The 22,495-nt window shown below is 70.6% G+C and carries 19 protein-coding genes; 15 read left to right on the plus strand and 4 right to left on the minus strand.

Annotation, left to right across the window (positions count from 1 at the left end; genetic code table 11):
• Positions 1–64 precede the first annotated feature (64 nt).
• Entirely contained in the window at positions 65–1,564 is a 1,500-nt protein-coding gene (locus OOK40_RS26425; RefSeq protein ID WP_266487646.1) for a DUF6350 family protein, read from the plus strand.
• 565 nt (positions 1,565–2,129) lie between these two features.
• On the opposite strand, the gene OOK40_RS26430 is transcribed toward OOK40_RS26425, so the two are convergent.
• On the minus strand, positions 2,130–2,894 hold the full coding sequence (locus OOK40_RS26430) for a hypothetical protein (protein WP_266486718.1): 765 nt from the start codon (positions 2,892–2,894) through the stop codon (positions 2,130–2,132).
• Between the two features lie 255 nt (positions 2,895–3,149).
• Between OOK40_RS26430 and purN the strand changes: the two genes are divergently transcribed.
• Both purN and purH read left to right on the plus strand, forming a co-directional pair.
• Positions 3,150–3,788, plus strand: coding sequence for a phosphoribosylglycinamide formyltransferase (purN, locus tag OOK40_RS26435; RefSeq protein WP_266486722.1), 639 nt, complete (start codon positions 3,150–3,152; stop codon positions 3,786–3,788).
• Positions 3,775–5,328 (plus strand): bifunctional phosphoribosylaminoimidazolecarboxamide formyltransferase/IMP cyclohydrolase, encoded by a 1,554-nt coding sequence (purH, locus tag OOK40_RS26440; protein ID WP_266486723.1) that lies wholly within the window; start codon positions 3,775–3,777, stop codon positions 5,326–5,328. Before purN ends, purH begins: the two co-directional genes overlap by 14 nt.
• 88 nt (positions 5,329–5,416) lie before the next feature.
• Here the strand turns inward: purH and OOK40_RS26445 are convergent, their stop codons facing one another.
• The gene (locus tag OOK40_RS26445) at positions 5,417–6,019 is read right to left on the minus strand and encodes a hypothetical protein (RefSeq protein ID WP_266486725.1); all 603 of its coding nucleotides are present in this window, start codon (positions 6,017–6,019) and stop codon (positions 5,417–5,419) included.
• Positions 6,020–6,282: 263 nt separating this feature from the next.
• Between OOK40_RS26445 and OOK40_RS26450 the strand changes: the two genes are divergently transcribed.
• The 12 genes from OOK40_RS26450 (at position 6,283) to OOK40_RS26505 (ending at position 21,217) form a co-directional block, all read left to right on the plus strand.
• The gene (locus tag OOK40_RS26450; protein WP_266486727.1) at positions 6,283–7,149 is read left to right on the plus strand and encodes a bifunctional methylenetetrahydrofolate dehydrogenase/methenyltetrahydrofolate cyclohydrolase; all 867 of its coding nucleotides are present in this window, start codon (positions 6,283–6,285) and stop codon (positions 7,147–7,149) included.
• Positions 7,150–7,172: 23 nt separating this feature from the next.
• The gene (locus tag OOK40_RS26455) at positions 7,173–7,874 is read left to right on the plus strand and encodes a DUF3017 domain-containing protein (RefSeq protein ID WP_266486729.1); all 702 of its coding nucleotides are present in this window, start codon (positions 7,173–7,175) and stop codon (positions 7,872–7,874) included.
• A gap of 65 nt (positions 7,875–7,939) precedes the next feature.
• Positions 7,940–9,160, plus strand: coding sequence for an NADP-dependent isocitrate dehydrogenase (locus OOK40_RS26460; RefSeq protein ID WP_266486731.1), 1,221 nt, complete (start codon positions 7,940–7,942; stop codon positions 9,158–9,160).
• Positions 9,161–9,588: 428 nt separating this feature from the next.
• Positions 9,589–10,674 (plus strand): XRE family transcriptional regulator, encoded by a 1,086-nt coding sequence (locus OOK40_RS26465; RefSeq protein ID WP_266486733.1) that lies wholly within the window; start codon positions 9,589–9,591, stop codon positions 10,672–10,674.
• A 152-nt stretch (positions 10,675–10,826) separates the two neighbouring features.
• Positions 10,827–11,816 (plus strand): malate dehydrogenase, encoded by a 990-nt coding sequence (locus OOK40_RS26470; RefSeq protein WP_266486735.1) that lies wholly within the window; start codon positions 10,827–10,829, stop codon positions 11,814–11,816.
• Between the two features lie 534 nt (positions 11,817–12,350).
• A complete protein-coding gene (locus OOK40_RS26475; RefSeq protein ID WP_266486738.1) occupies positions 12,351–13,847 on the plus strand; it encodes an aldehyde dehydrogenase family protein in 1,497 nt (498 codons plus the stop codon).
• 27 nt (positions 13,848–13,874) lie between these two features.
• Positions 13,875–15,410, plus strand: a complete 1,536-nt coding sequence (locus OOK40_RS26480) for a GMC family oxidoreductase (protein ID WP_266486741.1) — start codon at positions 13,875–13,877, stop codon at positions 15,408–15,410.
• Positions 15,407–16,564: a glycine betaine/L-proline ABC transporter ATP-binding protein gene (locus OOK40_RS26485; protein WP_266486744.1), complete on the plus strand. Its 1,158-nt coding sequence runs from the start codon at positions 15,407–15,409 to the stop codon at positions 16,562–16,564. The genes OOK40_RS26480 and OOK40_RS26485 overlap by 4 nt, the downstream gene beginning before the upstream one ends.
• Complete coding sequence (locus tag OOK40_RS26490; RefSeq protein ID WP_266486747.1) at positions 16,561–18,510, plus strand: ABC transporter permease subunit; 1,950 nt, start codon at positions 16,561–16,563, stop codon at positions 18,508–18,510. Before OOK40_RS26485 ends, OOK40_RS26490 begins: the two co-directional genes overlap by 4 nt.
• A 36-nt stretch (positions 18,511–18,546) precedes the next feature.
• Entirely contained in the window at positions 18,547–19,500 is a 954-nt protein-coding gene (locus OOK40_RS26495; protein WP_266486750.1) for an ABC transporter substrate-binding protein, read from the plus strand.
• Between the two features lie 63 nt (positions 19,501–19,563).
• Positions 19,564–19,887 (plus strand): hypothetical protein, encoded by a 324-nt coding sequence (locus tag OOK40_RS26500; RefSeq protein WP_266486753.1) that lies wholly within the window; start codon positions 19,564–19,566, stop codon positions 19,885–19,887.
• A 346-nt stretch (positions 19,888–20,233) separates the two neighbouring features.
• Positions 20,234–21,217, plus strand: coding sequence for an IS481 family transposase (locus OOK40_RS26505; protein WP_266478359.1), 984 nt, complete (start codon positions 20,234–20,236; stop codon positions 21,215–21,217).
• Here OOK40_RS26505 and OOK40_RS26510 read toward each other — a convergent pair.
• Entirely contained in the window at positions 21,214–21,945 is a 732-nt protein-coding gene (locus OOK40_RS26510; protein WP_266486755.1) for an isocitrate lyase/phosphoenolpyruvate mutase family protein, read from the minus strand. The two genes, OOK40_RS26505 and OOK40_RS26510, sit on opposite strands and share 4 nt — an antisense overlap.
• 37 nt (positions 21,946–21,982) lie before the next feature.
• The gene (locus OOK40_RS26515; protein WP_266486758.1) at positions 21,983–22,483 is read right to left on the minus strand and encodes a carboxymuconolactone decarboxylase family protein; all 501 of its coding nucleotides are present in this window, start codon (positions 22,481–22,483) and stop codon (positions 21,983–21,985) included.
• Between the last annotated feature and the right edge of the window lie 12 nt (positions 22,484–22,495).

The raw sequence follows: 22,495 nt of genomic DNA on the forward strand, positions 1-22,495 counted from the left end.
AGCGGGCATTCGCCTGTTACATGGATAAACCGCGTGTCGTTGGCAGCATGGCCGCGTGACGCAGATGACTGAGCCCAGCCCGTTGCTGTCGCAGGCCCCGGCCGTCGTCCAGGGGGGCCGGGCGCCCGCGCTGGCCGCGGCCGTCGTATGCGGGGTGACCGCCGCGGGGCTCGGGCTCGGCGCGCTTGCCGCCCTCGTGATGGTGCTGTGGATCAGCTCCCCCTACCCGGACAGGGGTCCTGGCGGGGCACTGCACGTCGCCGCGGGGCTGTGGCTGCTGGCGCACGGCACGGAGCTCGTACGCGCCGACACGCTCTCCGGGAACCCGGCGCCGGTCGGCGTCGTACCGCTGCTGCTCGTCGCCCTGCCCGCGCTGCTCACGTACCGGGCCGCGCGCGATGCGCTCGAACCGGACGAGGGGCGGCCGCGGGCGTCGGCGCGGGGGGTGCTGTGCGCGGTGACCGCGGGATATCTGCTGGTCGGCGGGGCCGTGGTGGTCTATGCGACGCGCGGTCCGCTGGCCGCCGACGCGCTGAGCGCGCTCCTCCATGTGCCGCTGGTGGCCGGGGCCTCCGCGGCGGCCGGGGTGTGGACCGCGAGCGGGCGGCCGATCGGGCCGCTGCCCGCGTGGCTGCCCGAGCGGGTACGGGTCGAGCTCGCCCGTACCCGGAACACCGTCGCCGCGCGGTCCGCGGCGGCGGGGGCGCTGGCGCTGCTGGGGGGTGGGGCGCTGCTGGTCGCGGTGTCACTGGTGTGGCACGCGGACGCGACGCAGGAATCGTTCCTGCACCTCGCGGATGAGTGGTCGGGACGGCTCGCGCTGCTGCTGCTGGGGCTTGCGCTGGTGCCGAACGCGGCAGCGTGGGGCGCGGCGTACGGTCTCGGCCCGGGTTTCTCGCTCGGTACGGGCGCCATGGCGACGCCGCTCGCGCTCACCGGCGACCCGGCACTGCCCCACTTCCCGCTGCTGTCCGCGGTCCCGGCGGAGGGTCGCGGGACCCCGCTGAACTGGGCGGTGGTGGTCGTGCCGGTGGTGGCGGGGATGGTGATCGCCTGGTTCACGGTACGGAGAGACGCGGTGTCGGGCGTCCGCGAGACCGCGCTCGCGGCGCTGCTGGGCGCGGTGGGCTGCGGGCTCCTCACCACAGGGCTCGCGGCGGCGGCGGGCGGCCCGATGGGCACGGGCAGGCTGGCGGCGTTCGGCCCGGTGTGGTGGCTGACGGGCGCGGCGGCGACGGCCTGGACGGCGGCGGTGGGGGTGCCGGGGGCGCTGGGGGTACGGGCGTGGCGGATGCGGGGGGCGGGGGTTGTGGCCGAGCCTGCTTTGTCGGCGGCGGCGTCGTCGTCGGAGGAGGCGGAAGGGTACGACTTCCTGCCGGTGGTGGCGCTGGAGGAGGCGTCGGGGGGCCTGATGGCGGAGTTCCCGCCGGTGCCGGTTGCGGCGGAGCCGGAGGGTGAGCCACCGGCACCAGAGGAGCCCGGGCCGTCGGTGCCGCTGGTTGCGGCGAAGCCGGAGGGTGAGCCTCCGGCACCGGAAGAGCCCGGGCCGTCGGCGGCACCGTAAGGGTTTATCCCCAGCCCCACCCCTTCCCGAAACTGGGGGCACGGCCCCCAGACCCCTGGGAGGCGGCAGCTTCGCGCCGCAGGCCGGGCAGGGGGGCAGGCCCCCGGCCCGGGCGTGCGGCAGCTTCGCGCCGCAGGGGGCGTGGGCGGGGTCCGCAGACCTGTCTGGGGTGGGGCAGTTGTGGGCCGCAGGCCGGGCAGGGGGGCAGGCCCCCGGCCCCGGGCGTGCGGCAGCTTCGCGCCGCAAGGGGGCGTGGGCGGGGTCCGCAGACCTGTCTGGGGCGGGGCAGTTGTGGGCCGCAGGCCGGGCAGGCCCCCGGCCCCGGGTGCCCGGCAGCTTCGCGCCGCAAGGGGTGTCGGCGGGGTCCGCAGACCTGTCTGGGGTGGGGCAGTAGTGGGCCGCAGGCGGGCATGGGGCAGGCCCCTGGCCCCGGGTGTGCGGCAGCTTCGCGCCGCAGGGGGCGTCGGCCAGACTTGCCCCACCCGGATGGGCACCCGGGCAAGCCCCAGCCGCCACGATGGGGCGGGAGCGGAGGCATCGCCGCCCGCGCTCAGTGGGCCGGGGGCTACTCCTTGACGCCGATCACTCCGCGCAGCGGATCCGGCAGCAAGTCGTTGCAGGCCAGCTGGCCCGACTTCGTCAGGGCGTCGTTCACGCACGTGTAGTAGTCGCGGTACACCAGCTGCGCCGTGAACGACGCCGCCACGATCACCAGCGCGATGCTCGCCATCACCAGGCCGCTCACCGCCGCCGTCAGCTGGGGCTTGTTCGGGGGCGTCGGCGGCGTCGGGGGCGGGGGAGGGGACGTCGGGTCCACCCGGCGGCGCTGGGGCTTGGCGCGCAGGGAGCTGATGCTCCAGTACAGCGCCAGCGCACCCAGCAGCAGCGCGATCTCCGGGAGGTCGAACAGGGCGAAGAAGAACGCCCACATGCCCGACAGCAGCGCATACCGAGCCCGCCGCTGGGCCGGGTCCGTCGGGTCCCACTTCAGGCCGCCGGGCGAGCCGCCGTCCTTGCCCTCTCGGCCTCCGCCGTTCTGGCCGTTCTCGCCGTTCTGGCCGCCGGGGCGGCCGCCGAAGCCGCCGCCCGACGAGCGGCCCGGCTGGCGGCTGCTCCACTGGCTGCCCCAGGCCGGGCGCTCGCCCTGGTCGCCCGAGGGGTCCGACGAGCCGGACGAGGGATCGTCGGAGTTGCCGTCGTTCGCAGGGTGGCGCGGCTGCCAGGGCTGGTCCGGCCGGCCCTCCGGCGGCGGCGCGAAGGGATTGTTGTCATCCGTGGACTGGCGCTCCCGCGGCAACAGGAGGTCCGTACGGCGGCGTCGGTCCGGCATCTGGTGAACGTCTTCCCCTCAGACCCAGCGCGCATGGGGTCTCGTGTCGTCGTGCCCGTCGGGGGACGGGCCTGTCCCCAGACGCTACCTCCCGGCCACGCCCCCGTCCCGTGGGGGCCGTTCTGTGTGCCGGTATCGTTGCTGACGGTCGGCCCCTTCGTAGAGTTCCCCGTATCGCGGGGCGCGAATGATTCGTAGGACCGCACAAACGCCGAACAGCCAGCGAACAGCAAGCACGCGAGAAAGAGACCCGCCGTGGCCTCCCCGCCCCACTCCGCCCGCCCGGCCCGCCTCGTGGTCCTGGTCTCCGGATCCGGTACGAATCTGCAGGCTCTGCTCGACGCCATCGACGACGATCCGCAGGGCTTCGGCGCCCGTATCGTCGCCGTCGGGGCAGACCGGGACACGATCGCCGGTCTCGAGCGTGCCGAGCGCGCCGGGCTGCCCACTTTCGTGTGCAAGGTGAAGGACTACGAGACCCGCGAGGCGTGGGATCTCGCGCTCGCCGAGGCCACCGCTGCGTACGAACCGGACCTGGTCGTCTCGGCCGGTTTCATGAAGATCGTGGGCAAGGAATTCCTCGCCCGTTTCGGCGGACGGTTCGTGAACACGCATCCCGCCCTGCTGCCCAGCTTCCCCGGAGCCCACGGCGTGCGTGACGCGCTCGCGTACGGCGCGAAGGTCACCGGGTGCACCGTCCACTTCGTCGACGACGGCGTCGACACCGGACCGATCATCGCGCAGGGCGTGGTCGAGGTCCGGGACATGGACGACGAAGCCGCTCTTCACGAGCGCATCAAGGAAGTCGAGCGTCAGCTGCTCGTCGAGGTCGTGGGGCGTCTGGCCCGCAACGGCTACCGCATTGAGGGACGAAAGGTTCATGTCGGTGAATAAGCCCATCCGTCGCGCGCTGGTGAGTGTCTACGACAAGACAGGGCTGGAGGAGCTCGCCCACGGGCTCCACGAGGCCGGCGTCGAGCTGGTATCCACCGGTTCCACCGCCGCGAAGATCGCCGCGGCCGGAGTGCCGGTCACCAGGGTCGAGGAGCTCACCGGCTTCCCCGAGTGCCTGGACGGCCGGGTCAAGACGCTGCACCCGCGCGTGCACGCCGGGATTCTCGCCGATCTGCGCCTCGAGTCGCACCGCGAGCAGCTCGCGGAGCTCGGCGTCGAGCCCTTCGACCTGGTGGTCGTGAACCTGTACCCCTTCCGGGAGACCGTCGCTTCGGGCGCCACCCCGGACGAGTGCGTCGAGCAGATCGACATCGGCGGCCCGTCGATGGTCCGCGCCGCTGCCAAGAACCACCCGTCCGTCGCGGTCGTCACCAGCCCCGCGCGGTACAAGGACGTTCTCGCCGCGGTCAAGGAGGGCGGCTTCGACCTCGCCGCCCGCAAGCGTCTGGCCGCCGAGGCCTTTCAGCACACCGCCGCGTACGACGTGGCCGTCGCCTCCTGGTTCGCGAGCTCCTACGCCCCGGCCGACGAGTCGGGCTTCCCCGACTTCCTCGGTAGCACCTGGGAGCGCGAGAACGTCCTGCGCTACGGCGAGAACCCGCACCAGGGCGCCGCGCTGTACGTCAACGGCAACGGCGGCCTCGCCGAGGCAGAGCAGCTGCACGGCAAGGAGATGTCGTACAACAACTACACGGACACGGACGCCGCCCGCCGTGCCGCGTACGACCACACAGAGCCGTGCGTCGCGATCATCAAGCACGCCAACCCGTGCGGTATCGCGGTCGGCGCGGACGTCGCCGAGGCGCACCGCAAGGCGCACGCCTGCGACCCGCTCTCCGCGTTCGGCGGAGTGATCGCGGTCAACCGGCCGGTCTCCAAGGAGATGGCGGAGCAGGTCGCGGAGATCTTCACCGAGGTCATCGTCGCCCCCGGCTACGAGGACGGCGCGGTCGAGATCCTCGCCCGCAAGAAGAACATCCGCGTGCTGCGCGCCGAGGGCGCCCCGGCCAACCCGGTCGAGCTCAAGCCGATCGACGGCGGCGCGCTGCTCCAGGTCACCGACCGCCTCCAGGCCGACGGCGACGACCCGGCGAACTGGACGCTCGCAACCGGCGAGGCGCTGACCGCCGGCGATCTGGCCGAGCTCGCCTTCGCGTGGCGGGCCTGCCGCGCGGTGAAGTCCAACGCGATCCTGCTCGCGAAGGGCGGTGCGTCGGTCGGCGTCGGCATGGGCCAGGTCAACCGCGTCGACTCGGCGAAGCTCGCGGTCGAGCGCGCCGGCGAGGAGCGGGCGCAGGGCTCGTACGCGGCCTCGGACGCGTTCTTCCCGTTCCCGGACGGCCTGGAGATCCTGACCGCGGCGGGCGTCAAGGCCGTGGTGCAGCCGGGCGGTTCGGTACGGGACGAGCTGGTGGTCGAGGCGGCGAAGAAGGCGGGCGTGACGATGTACTTCACGGGCACGCGCCACTTCTTCCACTGACCCGACTGGATCTGACCTGAACGGCAGAAGGCCGTAAACCCCGCCCGCCGACGGGGTTTACGGCCTTCGTGCTGTCGAAAGGCTCAGCTCAGCGCTGCGCGCGATTGAACCACTCGCCGCCGTCGGACTTGCCGACGAACACGGTGATGAGGATCGCGAGAACGGTGTGTACCAGGCCCACGACGACGAACGGGTAGATGCCCAGGACCGCCGTGATGATGCCGAAGACCATCGCGGTGACGCGGATGCCGTTGCCGCCGCTGCTGAACTTGACGCCGAGCACGATCGCGAGGATGCCCCAGGCCAGGATCAGGAAGGCGATGGCCCACACCGCGCCGACCGAAAAGTCGGCGAGCTGCTGGAACTGGACGTCGTCCTTGAGGGCCGGGTCGTCCTTGGCCTTGGCGACGCCGATGGCACCCAGCGCGCCGAAGATCGCGCCGATCACCTGGAAGCCCGCGATGATGAAGAGCATCACGCGAGCCGCCTTCACCCCGCCCGGCATCTCCGTGGGGCCGCCCACGAAACCGCCGCCGTACGGCGTGACCGGCGGGGCCTGCGGGTAGCCGTAACCGGGCTGACCCTGCGGCTGGGGCTGGCCGTAGCCCGGCTGGCCGCCCTGGGGCTGGCCGTAGCCCGGCTGACCGCCCTGAGGCTGGCCGTACGGGTTGTTCGGGTCGCCGAAGCTCATGGGGGGATTCCTCCGTTGAAAGTGCGGGGACGATGCGGTCCGAGCGGAGGAACTTCACAAGATCAGCGGTTTGCCCCCCAACACTGCCGCGGTACTGCGCGGATCATCGTGGTATTAACGTCGACTTTTTGTCCAGTCGGTATCCCTATGTGTTGTGCAAGTGCAACCTCCCCTGCTGTTTGCCGGGGCAGGAGGGGAGCGTGCGGCCACCGGAACGAGGGCCGAATTGGAACCCGGGCGGGTCCATCCGCGAGGATGGGTCCATGACTGCCCAGATTCTCGATGGCAAGGCCACCGCAGCCGCGATCAAGTCCGACCTGACCGCCCGCGTGGCGGCCCTCAAGGAGCGGGGCATCACCCCCGGCCTCGGGACGCTGCTCGTCGGGGACGACCCCGGCAGCCGGTGGTACGTCAACGGCAAGCACCGCGACTGCGCGCAGGTCGGCATCGCCTCCATCCAGCGCGAACTGCCGGACACCGCCTCGCAGGAAGAGATCGAGGCGGTCGTCCGCGAGCTCAACGACGACCCCGATTGCACCGGCTACATCGTCCAACTCCCGCTGCCCAAGCACATCGACACCAACAAGGTGCTCGAGCTGATGGACCCGGCCAAGGACGCGGACGGGCTGCACCCGATGAGCCTCGGGCGCCTCGTGCTGGGCATCGAGGGGCCGCTGCCGTGCACTCCGAACGGCATCATCCAGCTGCTCCGCCACCACGGCGTCGAGATCAAGGGCGCGCACATCGTGGTCCTCGGCCGCGGTATCACCGTGGGCCGCTCCCTGCCGCTGATGCTCACCCGCAAGTCCGAGAACGCGACGGTGACGCAGTGCCACACCGGCACGCGCGATCTGCCGATGCATCTGCGGCAGGCCGACATCATCGTGTCGGCGGCCGGTGTGCAGCACATCATCAAGCCCGAGGACGTCAAGCCGGGGGCCGCGGTCCTCGACGTCGGCGTCAGCCGTGACGCGGAAGGCAAGATCGCCGGAGACGTTCACCCGGGCGTCGCGGAGGTCGCGGGCTGGATCTCGCCGAACCCGGGAGGCGTGGGCCCGATGACTCGCGCGCAGTTGCTGGTCAATGTCGTCGAGGCGGCCGAGCGCGCGACTGTCGCTGCCGAGGGCTGAGCGGATCGGGAGAGGCTGAGCCCATGGGCGTACGCACGAACGACGAATCCGAGCCGGCGGGCGGCGCGGCGGGCGCGGCCCCCGGGGCCGGGCCCGGCCGCGCGGGCGAGCCTGCCCCGGACGTGGCGGCCGCATCGCCTGCCCCGGACGTGGCGGCCGCGGCCGTCATGGCAGAGGCGGTCCACCCGCGGACCGCGGCTGCGGACGCCGACTCCGAGGGCTCCAGCGGTACGGGTACCGGCTCCGGCGACTCGGACAGGAGGCCGGAGGTCCACACCGCCGACGGGCTGCACGCGCCGGAGGCCGAGACCCCGCCCGCCCCCAAAGCCCCCTCCCGGCGGCCGCCCTCCCTCACCCGGGACACCGCCCGGCCCGAAGGCGGCGGGCGCGCCGCCCCCGGCGACGCTTCCGCGCCCGCGCGGCAGTGGCCCCTGCTCACCGTTCTCGCCCTGGCCGGTCTCGGGCTCGTCGTCGTCGGCACGGACGCCTTCGCCGACGCGTTCCGGGTGGGCACGATCCTCATCGGGGTCGCGCTCATCACCGGCGCCGTCCTGCGCCGGATCCTGCCCTCCGTCGGAATGCTCGCGGTGCGCTCCCGCTTCACCGACATGGTCACGTACGGACTGCTCGGCACGGTGATCGTGCTGATCGCGCTCGTGACCCAGCCGAACCCCTGGCTGGACGTCCCGTTCCTGGAGGACGCGGTCCACTTCACCGTGCGTTAGCGCGCGCTCACGTCGAGTACCTTGATGGCGGGACACATCGACGCGTGAGAGGGACGTTCCACCTCATGGCCAAGATCACCGTAGCCAACCCCGTCGTCGAGCTCGACGGCGACGAGATGACCCGCATCATCTGGTCCTTCATCAAGGACAAGCTGATCCTTCCGTACCTCGACGTCGAGCTGAAGTACTTCGACCTGGGCATGGACCACCGCGACGCCACCAACGACCAGGTGACCGTCGACGCGGCCAACGCCATCAAGGAGTACGGCGTCGGCGTGAAGTGCGCGACCATCACGCCGGACGAGGCGCGGGTCGAGGAGTTCAACCTCAAGGCGATGTACCGCTCGCCGAACGGCACCATCCGCAACATCCTCGGCGGCGTGATCTTCCGCGAGCCGATCATCATGGAGAACGTGCCGCGGCTCGTACCGGGGTGGACCAGGCCGATCGTCGTCGGCCGTCACGCCTTCGGCGACCAGTACCGCGCCACCGACCTGAAGATCCCGGGCCCCGGCACGCTCACCATGACCTTCACCCCCAAGGACGGCTCCGAGCCGATCGAGGTGGAGGTCCACGAGTTCCCGGGCGCCGGTGTCGCGCTCGGCATGTACAACCACGACGACTCGATCCGCGACTTCGCGCGCGCCTCGTTCCGCTACGGCCTGGCGCGTGACTTCCCGGTCTACCTGTCGACGAAGAACACGATCCTCAAGAAGTACGACGGCCGCTTCAAGGACATCTTCCAGGAGACCTTCGACGCCGAGTTCAAGGCCGACTTCGACAAGGCCGGTCTGACCTACGAGCACCGCCTCATCGACGACATGGTCGCCGCGGCGCTCAAGTGGGAGGGCGGCTACGTCTGGGCGTGCAAGAACTACGACGGCGACGTCCAGTCCGACATCGTCGCGCAGGGCTTCGGCTCGCTCGGCCTGATGACCTCGGTCCTCATGTCGCCCGACGGCAGGACCGTCGAGGCCGAGGCCGCGCACGGCACGGTCACCCGCCATTACCGCCAGCACCAGCAGGGCAGGGCGACTTCGACCAACCCCATCGCCTCGATCTTCGCCTGGACCCGTGGTCTCGCCCACCGGGGCGAGCTGGACGGCACACCCGAGGTCACCAGGTTCGCCCAAACCCTGGAGCAGGTCTGCATCGACACCGTCGAGAGTGGCCGGATGACGAAGGACCTGGCCCTGCTGATCTCCAAGGACACGCCGTGGCTGACCACGGAGCAGTTCCTGGACGTGCTTGACGCGAATCTGCGGAAGAAGATGGCCTCCGCCTGACGGCCAGGGCAACTGCCGTGGACACAGAGCCCGAACGGGCACGCGCGGACCACACGTATCGCGCCGGCAAACACCGACGGCGCCCGTCCTCTCCCCCGAGGGAGGACGGGCGCCGTCGTGTTTCAAGAGTCATGGACGCGCCAATCTCGGACAAGGGACGCCAGGGGCCTGTGGCACGGAAGTGACAGTTCCGCCATGGTGTGATCGTTCCGCAACGGATGGGAGACTGGGTCCGGCAGCCGGGGCGGGGCGCACAACGGGGCGCGCCGACCGTCCCGGGTGCTCCCGTGCACGCCGTTAACAGGAACTGACATCCTTGCCCTGCGCATCCCAGTGGGTAGTCCGGTACACGGACTCCCGAGGTACACCGCAGGGGGTCAGGAGCGCGGGGCACATCAGGCACGTTCGGGGGACAAGGGGGGAAGCACATGCCTCGTTGGAAGGCACTGCCGGAGGAGCTGGACCCGCAGGTCAGGGAGTTCACCAGTCAGCTGCGCCGACTGGTGGACCGCAGTGGGCTCGGCATTGCCGCGGTGGCGGACCGCACCGGGTACAGCAAGACGTCCTGGGAGCGGTATCTCAACGGGCGGCTGCTCGCGCCCAAGGGCGCGATCGTCGCGCTCGCCGAGGTGACCGGCACGAACCAGACGCACCTGACCACCATGTGGGAGCTCGCCGAGCGGGCCTGGAGCCGGGCCGAGATGCGTCACGACATGACGATGGAAGCGATACGGATATCCCAGGCGCGGGCCGCACTCGGGGAGTTCGGGCCTGCCCCGGCGGGCACCGCGAACGGCCGCGCGGGCGGCCGCACGGCCGCGCCCGCGGACCCGGAAACCGGCCACGAACCGGGCAGGCGCCGCCGGGATCCGGGCAGCCGGGATCACCAGCCGCAGAGTCCGTCGTACGTACCGACGCACAACGAGCCGGGCGGACTCGGCGGGCCGGGCCACCCGGACTCCTCGTCCCCGCCGGGGTCCCTGCCCTCCGCACCGTCCCCCGGACATGGGGGCGGCGGCAAGCGCAAGGTCACCATGTTCGTGGCCGGTCTCGTCGGCGCCCTGCTGGTGATCGCCGCGGCCGTTCTGCTGACCGACCTGGGCGGGGACGGCGACGACAAGCCCGTGGCCAAGCCCCCCTCCACCGCCCCGACGACCAGCAGCCCGCCGTTGCCCGATGGAGTGAAGTGCAGCGGCAAGGACTGCACCGGGCAGGACCCGGAAGCGATGGGCTGCGGCGGCGAGTTCGCCAAGACCGTCTCGTCCGCGACCGTCGGCAAGGCCTTCGTCGAGGTCCGCTACAGCAAGACCTGCCAGGCGTCCTGGGCCCGTATCACCCGCGCGGCACCGGGCGACACGGTGCAGATCAGCGTGGGAGGCAAGGGCGCCCAGAACGGCCTGGTGAACGCCGACAAGGACGCGTACACCCCGATGACCGCGGTGACCGGGCCGGCCGACGCGAAGGCGTGCGCCACGCTCACGACGGGCGTCAACGGCTGCACCACGCCGCAGTGATCCGTGCCACTAGGGGGCGTAGGTTGGCGGTGTCCGGGGTCGGATAGCCTGACCGCTGGATATCTCTTCATGTCGAGACACCGATCGATCATGGGAGATGTCCAGCATCAGGGGCAGGGACCCCTACCGCCAGCTGTCTTACGGAGATCGCCATGACCCGCACTCCCGTCAACGTCACCGTGACCGGCGCGGCCGGCCAGATCGGCTACGCGCTGCTCTTCCGCATCGCCTCCGGCCACCTGCTCGGCGCGGATGTGCCGGTGAAGCTGCGTCTGCTCGAAATCCCGCAGGGCCTGAAGGCCGCCGAGGGTACCGCGATGGAGCTCGACGACTGCGCCTTCCCGCTGCTGCGCGGGATCGACATCACCGACGACCCGAACGTCGCCTTCGAGGGCGCCAACGTGGCCCTGCTCGTCGGCGCCCGCCCGCGCACCAAGGGCATGGAGCGCGGTGACCTGCTCTCCGCCAACGGTGGCATCTTCAAGCCGCAGGGCAAGGCCATCAACGACAACGCCGCGGACGACATCAAGGTCCTCGTCGTCGGCAACCCGGCCAACACCAACGCGCTCATCGCGCAGGCCGCTGCCCCGGACGTACCGGCCGACCGCTTCACCGCGATGACCCGCCTGGACCACAACCGCGCGATCTCGCAGCTCGCCGCCAGGACCGGCGCCGCCGTCTCCGACATCAAGCGCCTCACCATCTGGGGCAACCACTCGGCGACCCAGTACCCGGACATCTTCCACGCGTCGGTGGCCGGCAAGAACGCCGCCGAGGTCGTCAACGACGAGAAGTGGCTGGCCGAGGAGTTCATCCCGACCGTCGCCAAGCGCGGCGCCGCGATCATCGAGGCCCGCGGCGCGTCCTCGGCCGCCTCGGCCGCGAACGCCGCCATCGACCACGTTCACACCTGGGTCAACGGCACCGCGGACGGGGACTGGACCTCGATGGGCATCCCGTCGGACGGCTCGTACGGCGTGCCGGAGGGCCTGATCTCGTCGTTCCCGGTCACCACGAAGGACGGCACGTACGAGATCGTCCAGGGCCTGGACATCAACGAGTTCTCGCGTGCGCGCATCGACGCGTCGGTGAAGGAGCTGGAGGAGGAGCGCGCGGCGGTCCGCGAGCTCGGCCTCATCTGATCCGCACGCTGAAAGCTCCCGGCGGCCGTATGGCTGCCGGGAGCTTTCTCGCATGTGGATGCTTTGCGGCTTACGAACATTGATGTCGCTGACTTTGACGTTCGTCTCTGGGGGTCTCCTCAGGCACACCGGACTTGACGCCGCGTATGGTCCGGCGGAACTCCTGGCGGCGTGGCGCACCTGACCGCTGCGGCTCGCGACGCTCGCCGGGTATCTCGGCTGTGGAAGCAGATGGAGGCCGAGGACCGAATCGTGCACCGGGACGGGGACCTCTACGACACCCGCGGCTCCCGAGGGGCCCGCCGCGATGTCCGCCCGCCACAGCTGGGCACGCCGTACGCCCCGCGCGCTCGATTTCCGCCGAGCCGCGTGACCGACCCGGGCAAGGCCCGATGCGTGGCGTAGGCACCGGATAAGTGACACGCGACACTTTCGACCCGCCATTCGCATGCTTCCCACGCCCAGGGGCAGGCGCCCCGTCCGCCGGTCCACACCGGCGAGGAATAAATCGGGAACGGGAAGGCAAAACGCGACGTGTCGGCACAACAGACCATCCACGTGGGCGGAGAGTGGCGTGCAGCCGCCTCCGGCTCCGCGCGCGACATACTCGACCCCGCTGACGCGACCGTGTTCGCCTCCGTCGCGGAGGGCGGGGCCGAGGACGCGGACGCCGCGGTCGCCGCCGCGCGTACCGCGTTTGACCAGGGCGAATGGCCCCGGACTCCGGTGGCCGAGCGGGCCGCCGTGCTCAGGCGCGTCGCGGATCTGCTGCAGCGGAACCGGGAGGCGCTCGGGCAGCTGGAGAGCCGGGACGCCGGGAAGACCGTCGAAGAAGGCCGCATCGACGTCGACTGCGTCAGCGACGCCTTCCGCTACTTCGCCGACCTCGTCGTGAACGAGAGCGGCGGGAGAGTGGTGGATGCCGGTTCGCCGGACATTCACAGCTTCGTGGTGCACGAACCAGTCGGGGTCTGTGCCCTCATCACGCCGTGGAACTACCCACTCCTTCAAGCGAGTTGGAAGATTGCCCCGGCGCTGGCCGCGGGCAACACTTTTGTGATCAAGCCGAGCGAGATCACGCCGCTGTCGACCGTCGAGCTGATCCAGCTGCTCGAGGAGGCGGGGCTGCCCGCCGGTGTGGCGAACATCGTGACCGGCCCGGGCCACACCGTCGGGGCCCGGCTCGCCGAGCATCCCGATGTGGACCTGGTGTCCTTCACCGGCGGGCTCGCCAGCGGTACGAAGGTGATGCGCGCCGCCGCCGACAGCGTCAAGAAGGTCGCTCTCGAACTCGGCGGCAAGAACCCCAACGTCGTCTTCGCGGATGCCTGCGAGAGCGACGAAGGGTTCGACACCGCCGTTGACCAGGCCTTGAACGCCGCCTTCATCCACAGCGGGCAGGTCTGCTCCGCCGGGTCCCGGCTCATCATCGAGGAATCCCTGCGCGAGCGCTTCGTCGGCGAGCTCGCCCGCCGGGCCGAGCGGATCCGCCTCGGACGCGGCACCGACGAGGGTGTCGAGTGCGGTCCCCTCGTATCCGCGCAGCAGCTCGCCAGGACCGAGGACTACGTCGCCTCCGCCCTCGCCGAGGGCGCGGTGCTGCGCTCCGGCGGGCAGCGGCCCGAAGGGGACGAGTACGCCGAGGGGTACTTCTACCGGCCCACCGTCCTCGACCAGTGCCACCGCGGCATGCGCGTCGTGCGCGAAGAGATCTTCGGGCCCGTCCTGACCGTGGAGACCTTCCGCACCGAGGACGAGGCCGTCGCCCTCGCCAACGACACCGAGTACGGGCTCGCCGGCGCGGTGTGGACCGCCGACCAGGGGCGGGCGCGGCGCGTCGCCGGGCGGCTGCGGCACGGGACCGTCTGGATCAACGACTTCCACCCCTACCTCCCGCAGGCGGAGTGGGGCGGCTTCGGAAAGAGCGGCATCGGGCGAGAGCTCGGTCCCGCCGGTCTCGCCGAGTACCGCGAGGCCAAGCACGTCTACCAGAACCTCGCCCCGCGCCCCGTGCGCTGGTTCAAGGGCTGAGCCAGGGCTGAGTTGGAGAACGAACACATGACCACGTACGACTATGTCGTCGTCGGAGGCGGCACAGCCGGATCGGTGATCGCATCCCGGCTCACCGAGAACCCGGACGTCACCGTCGCCGTCATCGAGGGCGGCCCGAGCGATGTCGGTCGCGACGACGTCCTGACCCTGCGGCGCTGGATGGGGCTGCTCGGCGGCGAACTCGACTACGACTACCCCACCACCGAGCAGCCGCGCGGCAACTCCCACATCCGGCACAGCCGTGCCCGTGTGCTGGGCGGCTGCTCGTCCCACAACACCCTCATCGCCTTCCGGCCACTGCCGTCCGACTGGGACGAGTGGGCGGCGGCCGGGGCCGACGGCTGGGACGCGGCCGCCATGGACCCGTACTTCGACCGGCTGCGGAACAACATCGTCACGGTCGACGAGAAGGACCGCAACGCCATCGCACGCGACTTCGTCGACGCGGCCCACAGCGCGCTCTCCGTCCCGCGCGTCGAGGGCTTCAACAACAAGCCCTTCCACGAAGGCGTCGGTTTCTTCGACCTCGCGTACCACCCGGAGAACAACAAGCGGTCCTCCGCCTCGGTCGCGTATCTGCACCCCTTCCTCGACCGCCCGAACCTCCACATCGCCCTGGAGACCTGGGCGTACAAGCTGGAGCTCGAGGGCACCCGGGCGACCGGCGTGCACGTGCGGACCAAGGAAGGTGAGGAGCGGGTCGTCCGTGCCCGGCGCGAAGTGCTCGTCTGCGCGGGCGCGGTGGACACCCCGCGGCTGCTGCTGCACTCCGGCATCGGACCGCGCGCCGACCTGGAAGCTCTCGGCATTCCGGTCGTGCACGATCTGCCGGGCGTCGGCGAGAACCTGCTCGACCATCCGGAGTCGGTGATCGTCTGGGAGACGCACGGACCGATCCCCGAGAACTCGGCGATGGACAGCGACGCGGGTTTGTTCGTACAGCGCGATCCGGACGCGCTGGGGCCCGACCTGATGTTCCACTTCTACCAAATACCGTTCACCGACAACCCGGAGCGGCTGGGCTATGAGCGGCTGGCGCACGGGGTGTCGATGACGCCGAACATCCCCAAGCCGCGCAGCCGCGGCCGGTTGTATCTGACCAGCGCTGATCCTGATGTGAAGCCCGCGCTGGACTTCCGTTACTTCACGGACGAGGACGACTACGACGGCCGGACCCTCGTCGACGGGATCAAGCTCGCCCGCGAGATCGCCCGGGCCCAGCCGCTGGCGGGCTGGCTGAAGCGGGAGGTCTGCCCGGGGCCCGAGGTCACCTCCGACGAGGCGATCAGCGAGTACGCGCGCAAGGTCGCGCACACCGTCTACCACCCGGCCGGCACCTGCCGGATGGGTGCGACGACCGATGAACTCGCGGTAGTGGAACCGGACTTGAGGATCCGGGGACTCGACGGCATCCGTATCGCCGACGCGTCCGTCTTCCCGACCATGCCCGCCGTGAACCCGATGATCGGGGTCCTGATGGTGGGAGAGAAATGCGCCGAGCTGCTTGCGGCGGCGTCCGACGAGAGGGGTGAACTCCGATGAAGTCCGAAGCAGTGGACAAGACCGCGAACGTGACCGTGAACGAGACGGTGGACGAGGCGGTGGACGTGGACGTGACGAAGAAGGCCGCCGACGACAGTGCGCCGCCCGTCTTCTCCGTACGCGACTTGTGGAAGGTCTTCGGCCCGAAGGCGGGGCGCATCCCCGGCGACGCCGAACTCGGCGCGCTCAGTCCGGCCGAGCTGCGCGCCCGTACCGGCTGCACCGCCGCCGTGCGCGACGTCTCCTTCGATGTGCACAAGGGCGAGGTCTTCGTCGTCATGGGCCTCTCCGGCTCCGGCAAGTCGACCCTCGTACGCTGTCTGACCCGGCTGATCGAGCCGACGTCCGGGGGGATCGCCATCGACGGCGAGGACGTGCTCTCCATGGACACGGCCCGGCTGCGCGAACTGCGCCGCCGCCGCGCGTCCATGGTCTTCCAGCACTTCGGCCTGCTGCCGCACCGCTCCGTGCTCGACAACGTCGCCTACGGCCTGGAGATCCAGGGCCTCGGCAAGGCCGCGCGCCGGGCCAAGGCGGCCGAGGTCGTCGCCAAGGTCGGGCTCGAAGGACTCGAGCACCGCAGGCCGGGCCAGCTGTCCGGCGGTCAGCAGCAGCGTGTCGGGCTCGCCCGCGCGCTCGCCGTCGACCCCGAAGTGCTGCTCTTCGACGAGCCGTTCAGCGCGCTCGACCCGCTGATCCGGCGCGACATGCAGGAGGAGGTCATCCGGCTGCACCGCGAGGAGGGCCGGACGATGATCTTCATCACGCACGATCTGAGCGAGGCGCTGAAGCTGGGCGACCGTATCGCGCTGATGCGGGACGGGCGGATCGTGCAACTGGGCACGCCGGAGGAGATCGTCGGCTCGCCCGCCGACGACTACGTACGGGACTTCGTCCGCGATGTGCCGCGCGAGCAGGTGATGACCGTGCGCACCGCCATGCGCCCGGCGGACGGCGGCGAGGCGGACGCGGGACCGGCGATCGCTCCCGACGCGACGGTCTTCGAGGCGATCGAGGCCGTGGCCCGCACGGGGTCCCCCGTCCGGGTCATGGAGGCGGGCCGCTGCGTGGGCGTCGTGGACCACGCGGGTCTGCTGAACGTGGTGGCGGGTCTGGACCGCGGCGCGCATACCGACAAGGCGGTGGTCGCATGACGGCCGTCGCCACCGCCCCCGCCAAGGAAACGCCCGCACTGCGCTCCCTTCTGAAGAACCCCTTCCAGCGCAAGCTGCTGGCGCTGGGCCTCGCCGCGCTGGTACTCGTACCCGTCGGCATCGCCCTGTGGGGCAGCGGGAGCTGGCCCGCCGGGCTGACCGTCGATGTCTCGGGTCCCCTCGACGACGCCAACAAGTGGGTCATCGACAACCGTGACACCCACCCCCTCTTCCTCTACTTCCTGCTCCACTTCTCCAACACCGCCACCGAAGCGGTCGACGCCGTCTACGGCTTCCTGGACTCCATGGGCTGGCTGGGCGTCATGGTCGCCGGGGTGCTGTTCGCCTGGCGGGCCGCCGGGCTCGGGCGGCGGGGGATCAAGGTGGCGGCCACCGCGTTCGGGGCGTTCGCCGTCTGCGGGCTGCTCGGGATGTGGGACGCCACGCTGATCACCATCGCGCTGATGGTGGTCTCCGTGGCGTGCGCCGCCCTGCTGGGCGTTCTGATCGGGCTCGCGGCCGGGCTGTCCGCGCGCGTCGACCGGGTGCTGCGGCCGGTGCTCGACACCATGCAGGTGCTGCCCGCGTTCGCGTATCTGCTGCCGTTCGTGCTGGTCTTCGGGACCGGCACGCCCGCCGCGCTGTTCTGCACGGTCATCTACGCCGCCCCGCCCATGGCCCGCCTCACGGCGCTCGGGCTGCGCGGCGCCGATCCGGCCGTACTGGAGGCCTCGGCGTCGCTCGGCGCGAGCGGCTGGCAGCGACTGCGGACCGCGCGGCTCCCGCTCGCCCGCAAGCAGATGCTGCTTGGTCTCAACCAGACGATCATGATGGCGCTCTCGATGGTCGTCATCGCGGCGCTCGTCGGGGCCGGCGGCCTGGGCGAAGCGGTGTACTCGGCGCTGTCCACGGTCGACGTCGGCAAGGCGCTCGCCGCGGGTATCCCGATCGTGCTGATCGCGATCTGGCTGGACCGTACGACGGCGGCCGCGGGCGACCGTATCGGCGAAGGCACTCCCGGCGGCGGGCTGCTGCACGGCCGCTCGGCCTGGGCCCTGGTGCTCGGGGGCGTCATTGCCGCCGCGCTGGGCGGCCTCGCCATCGGCAGGGCCTGGCCGGAGGGCTGGACGTACGACATCTCCTCGCCCGTCAACAAGGCGCAGGAGTGGATCACCGAGAACCTCACCTTCACCGAGGTCTGGTCGAGCGAGTTCACCCTCTGGATCCTCAACCCCCTGCGCGACGCCCTGGTCTGGCTCCCCTGGTGGTCGCTCCTGCTGCTGGTCGCGGCCGTCGCCTGGCTGGTCGGCACCTGGGCGACCGCGCTCACCGCCACGCTGTCGATGGGCGCGATCGGCGTCCTCGGGGTGTGGGGGAAGTCCCTGGACACGCTCTCGCAGGTGCTCGCGGCGCTCGTGCTCACGCTGGCGCTCGGTGTGCTCGCGGGCATCTTCTGCGCGCGGGCCGGGCGGCTCGAACGCTGGCTGCGGCCGGTACTCGACGCGATGCAGACGATGCCGCAGTTCGTGTATCTCATCCCGGTGGTCGCGCTGTTCGGTGTCACCCGCGCCTCGGCGATCATCGCGGCCGTCGTGTACGCGCTGCCCGCCGTCGTGCGCATCACGACCCAGGGCCTGCGCGAGGTCGACCCGGCCGCGCTGGAGGCCTCCCGCTCGCTGGGTGCCTCGACCCGCCAGCAACTCCTCCAAGTCCAGCTGCCCCTGGCCCGCCCGGCACTGCAACTGGCCGTCAACCAGGGCGTCGTGCTGGTGCTGGCGGTGGTCGTCGTCGGCGGCCTGGTCGGCGGCGGAGCCCTCGGCTACGACGTCGTCAAGGGCCTGTCCCGCGGCGATATGGGCATCGGCATGACCGCCGGAGTCGCGATCGTCTGCCTGGGTCTCGTACTGGACCGGATCACGCAGCCCGCAGCCCGCAAGACCGACTGAACCCCGTCCCTCAGTAACAGGAGCAAGAGAAGCACCATGCGCATTCTTCGAACCACCACTGCTGTCATCGGCGCCCTCGGCGTCCTCACCCTCAGCGCGTGCGGCGCCGCGGAGACCGGAAAGAAGGACGCGGTCGGCGGCGACAAGACCGTGAAGCTGACCGTCCCCTCCTGGGTCGGCGCCCAGGCCAACACCGCCGTCGCCGGGTACATCCTGAAGAAGGAGCTGGGCTACACCGTCAAGACCCAGCAGATGGGCGAGGTTCTCGCCTGGGACGCGCTCTCCAAGGGCGACATAGACGCGATCATGGAGGACTGGGGTCACCCCAAGGAGGAGAAGCAGTACCTGACGACGAAGAAGACCGTCGTCAAGGGCGGCGACCTCGGCGTGACCGGGCACATCGGCTGGTACGTGCCGAAGTACTTCGCGGACAAGCACCCCGACGTCACGGACTACAAGAACCTCAACAAGTACGCCAAGGACTTCAAGACCGGCGAGAGTGGTGACAAGGGCGAGATCCTGGAGGGCTCCCCGGACTACGTCACCAACGACGATGCGCTCATCAAGAACCTGAAGCTGGATCTGAAGACCAACTACTCGGGTTCCGAGGCCGCACAGATCACCGCGATCAAGAAGTACGCGAAGGAGCAGAAGCCCTTCCTGACGTACTGGTGGACCCCGCAGTGGCTGAACGCGCAGGTCGACATGGTCGAGGTCAAGCTGCCGGAGTACAAGGCGGGCTGTGACGCGGACCCGAAGAAGATCGCGTGCGCGTACCCGAACACCCCGCTGCAGAAGTACCTCAACGCGGACTTCGCCAAGAACGGCGGCGAGGCGGCCGAGTTCCTGAAGAAGTTCAAGTGGACGACCGAGCAGCAGAACGAGGTCGCCCTGATGATCGCGGGCGAGAAGATGTCGCCGGAGGCGGCGGCCGAGAAGTGGGTCAAGGCGAACGAGGCGACGTGGAAGGCGTGGCTCCCGAAGAAGTGACCCGAGCTCTGAGTCTGCTCAACTCGCTTGAGTGAACGGGGGTTCGCGGATGAAGATCCATACATGTTCTTCGGATCCGGCAAGCGCGAACTCACCGTACTCGTTGTGCGTGACGCGGACGGCATTCTCGATGCCGTCCGCGCCGCGCTGTCCACGGCCACCCCGGAGGAACGCCCCGGCCTGGAGCGCGCCGCCGCGATCATCGCCGAGGCGTCGGAAGCCTCCGCCGCCGAACTGCGCGGCCGGTGGGTGCGCCAGCAGCTCGACGCGGCGGGCATCAAGGGCCCGGCCTACTCGATCCCCGCGCTCAAGGCCCTGCGCCAGGCGCAGCCGGGGCTGAGCCTGCTGGCGGCGGTGGAGTTCGCGAAGGAGGCGGACGCGGGGTGACCGGGGGCTCCGCCCCCGGACCCCCGCGCCTCAATCGCCGGCGGGGCTGGGTGTGCGGCTCTGCCGCACATTCAGCCCGTCCGGCGTTTGAGGACATGCGGCCGAAGGTCGCATCCGGGGTAACCGGGGGCGGAGCCCCCGATCCGCGCCGCGAAGCGGGCGCAGGGGGTCTGGGGGCTTGCCCCCGGTTCGGGAAGGGGCGGGTAGGGGAACAGGCCCGCCGCAGGCGCCCCACGCCCTAGTTGTATTGATCACGAGCGTTGTTAACAGTGGTGGGTCTTGATCATGGCGAAGACCTCCGGTGTGGTGGAGGTGTCTAGGCTCCACACCACGCACGGAGGTCTTCGTGTCCCACCGTAATGCCCGGCTGACTGTCTTCGGGAGGCGGCTGCTGGTCGAACGTGTCCTGGCTGGCAGTCCGGTTGCTCATGTGGCGGCCGAGATGGGTGTCTCGCGGCCGACCGCTCACAAGTGGATGCGTCGGTGGCGGACGGAGGGCGAGGCGGGTCTGCACGACCGCTCCAGCCGGCCGCATACGACCCCGCACCGCACAGCGCCCGAGGTGGAGGCCCGTGTCTGTGAGCTGCGGCAGGCCCGCAAGCTGGGCCCGGCCCGCATCGGCCCCATCATCGGGCTACCCGCCTCTACCGTGCACCGCATCCTGACCCGGCACGGCTTGCACCGGCTGGCCTGGCTGGACCGGCCGACCGGCGAGCCGATCCGCCGCTACGAGCGGGCCCGGCCGGGTGAGCTGGTCCATGTCGACATCAAGAAGCTCGGCAACATCCCCGACGGCGGAGGGTGGCGCACGGTCGGCAGGGCAGCCGGCGACCGCAACCGGCAGGCCACCACCGACCAGCGCAAGAGCTGCAAGCCGGTGATCGGCTACAGCTACATCCACTCCGCCGTCGACGACCACTCCCGCCTCGCCTACAGCGAGGTCCTGGCCGACGAGCGCAAGGAGACCGCCGTGGCCTTCTGGCAGCGGGCCCACGCCTTCTTCACCGGCCACGGCATCACCGTCGAACGGGTGCTGACCGACAACGGCTCCTGCTACAAGTCGTTTCTCTGGCGGGACACCCTGTCCGCAGCAGGGATCGCGCACAAGCGCATCCGGCCCTACCGGCCGCAGACCAATGGCAAGGTCGAACGCTTCAACCGCACCCTGCTCGACGAATGGGCCTACCTGCGGCCCTACACCAGCAACACCGAACGGACCGCAGCCCTGGCAGACTTCCTCCACACCTACAACCACCACCGCTGCCACACCGCACTCGAAGGCAAGCCACCCATCAGCCGCGTAAACAACCCTGCAGGCCAATACACCTAGTCCGCGCGGCCCCCGCGCAGCTCCTCCGCCAGCTTCCGCACCGCCACCATCGCCTGCTGCTGCAGATACGGCCCGAAAGTCACCCGCGTCGCCCCCAACCGCCCCAGTTCCGCGATCCCCGGGCTGCCCGGCAGCGGCGCGACGTTGATCGGGACGTCGATCTCCCCGCGCAGCAGGGGGAGTTGCTCCGGCGGTGCCGCGAAGGGGTAGACGCAGTCCGCCCCCGCCGCCGCGTACAGCCGCGCCCGCGTGATCGCCTCAGCCGGGTCGCTCACTCCGCGCAGGATCGAGTCGACCCGGGCGTTGACGAACAGGCGGTCGCCCGCTGCCGCGCGGACCTCGGCGAGCCAGTCGGCGTGGCGCCGGGGGTCCTTGAGCGTCTTGGTCCGGGAGTCGGAGTCCTCCAGGTTGCAGCCGACGGCGCCGGAGTCGAGAAGGCGGGCGACCAGCTCCTTCGGGGCCAGGCCGTAGCCGTCCTCGATGTCCGCGGAGACGGGGATGTTCACCACGCGGGTGATACGGGCGACGGCCGCGAACATCTCGTCGGCCGGGGTCTGCCCGTCCTCGTAACCGAGGGACGCCGCGACTCCCGCGCTCGGTGTCGCGAGCGCCGGGAAGCCCGCCTCCGCGAAGGCGAGCGCGCTGGCCGCGTCCCACGGTCCCGGCAGGACGAGGGGATCGCCGGGCGCGCGGTCGTGGTGGAGGGAACGGAAGGTTTCAACGGTCATTTCGGATACCCCGGTCTGGTCGTTGCTCGTACGCGGTTCAGTGCTTGAACTGGCCGGGCGTGTAGTGCCCGGGGACCATGCGCGTGCTCACGGCGAGGCGGTTCCATGCGTTGATGACGGTGATCGCCGAGATCAGCTGCGCGAGCTCCGCCTCGTCGAAGTGTTTGGTGGCCCTCTCGTACACCTCGTCCGGCACAAAGCCGTCGGTCAGCACCGTGACGGCCTCCGTCAGCTCGATCGCCGCGATCTCCTTCTCGGTGTAGAAGTGCCGCGACTCCTCCCACGCGCTGAGCTGGATGATCCGCTCCACCGACTCGCCCGCCGCGAACGCGTCCTTGGTGTGCATGTCCAGGCAGAACGCGCAGTGGTTGATCTGCGAGGCGCGGATCTTGACCAGTTCGAGAAGGACCGGGTCGAGGCCCTGCCGGGCGGCCGCGTCCAGCTTGGCCATGGCCTTGTAGACCTCGGGGGCGAGCTCCGCCCATGGCAGTCGGGGGGTGTGCTCGGGGGCGTGGGACTGGCTCTCGTTCGGAGTCATGCGGAGGAATCT

It is taken from the genome of Streptomyces sp. NBC_01481 (assembly GCF_026339995.1).
In the GTDB taxonomy this organism is placed as follows: domain Bacteria; phylum Actinomycetota; class Actinomycetes; order Streptomycetales; family Streptomycetaceae; genus Streptomyces.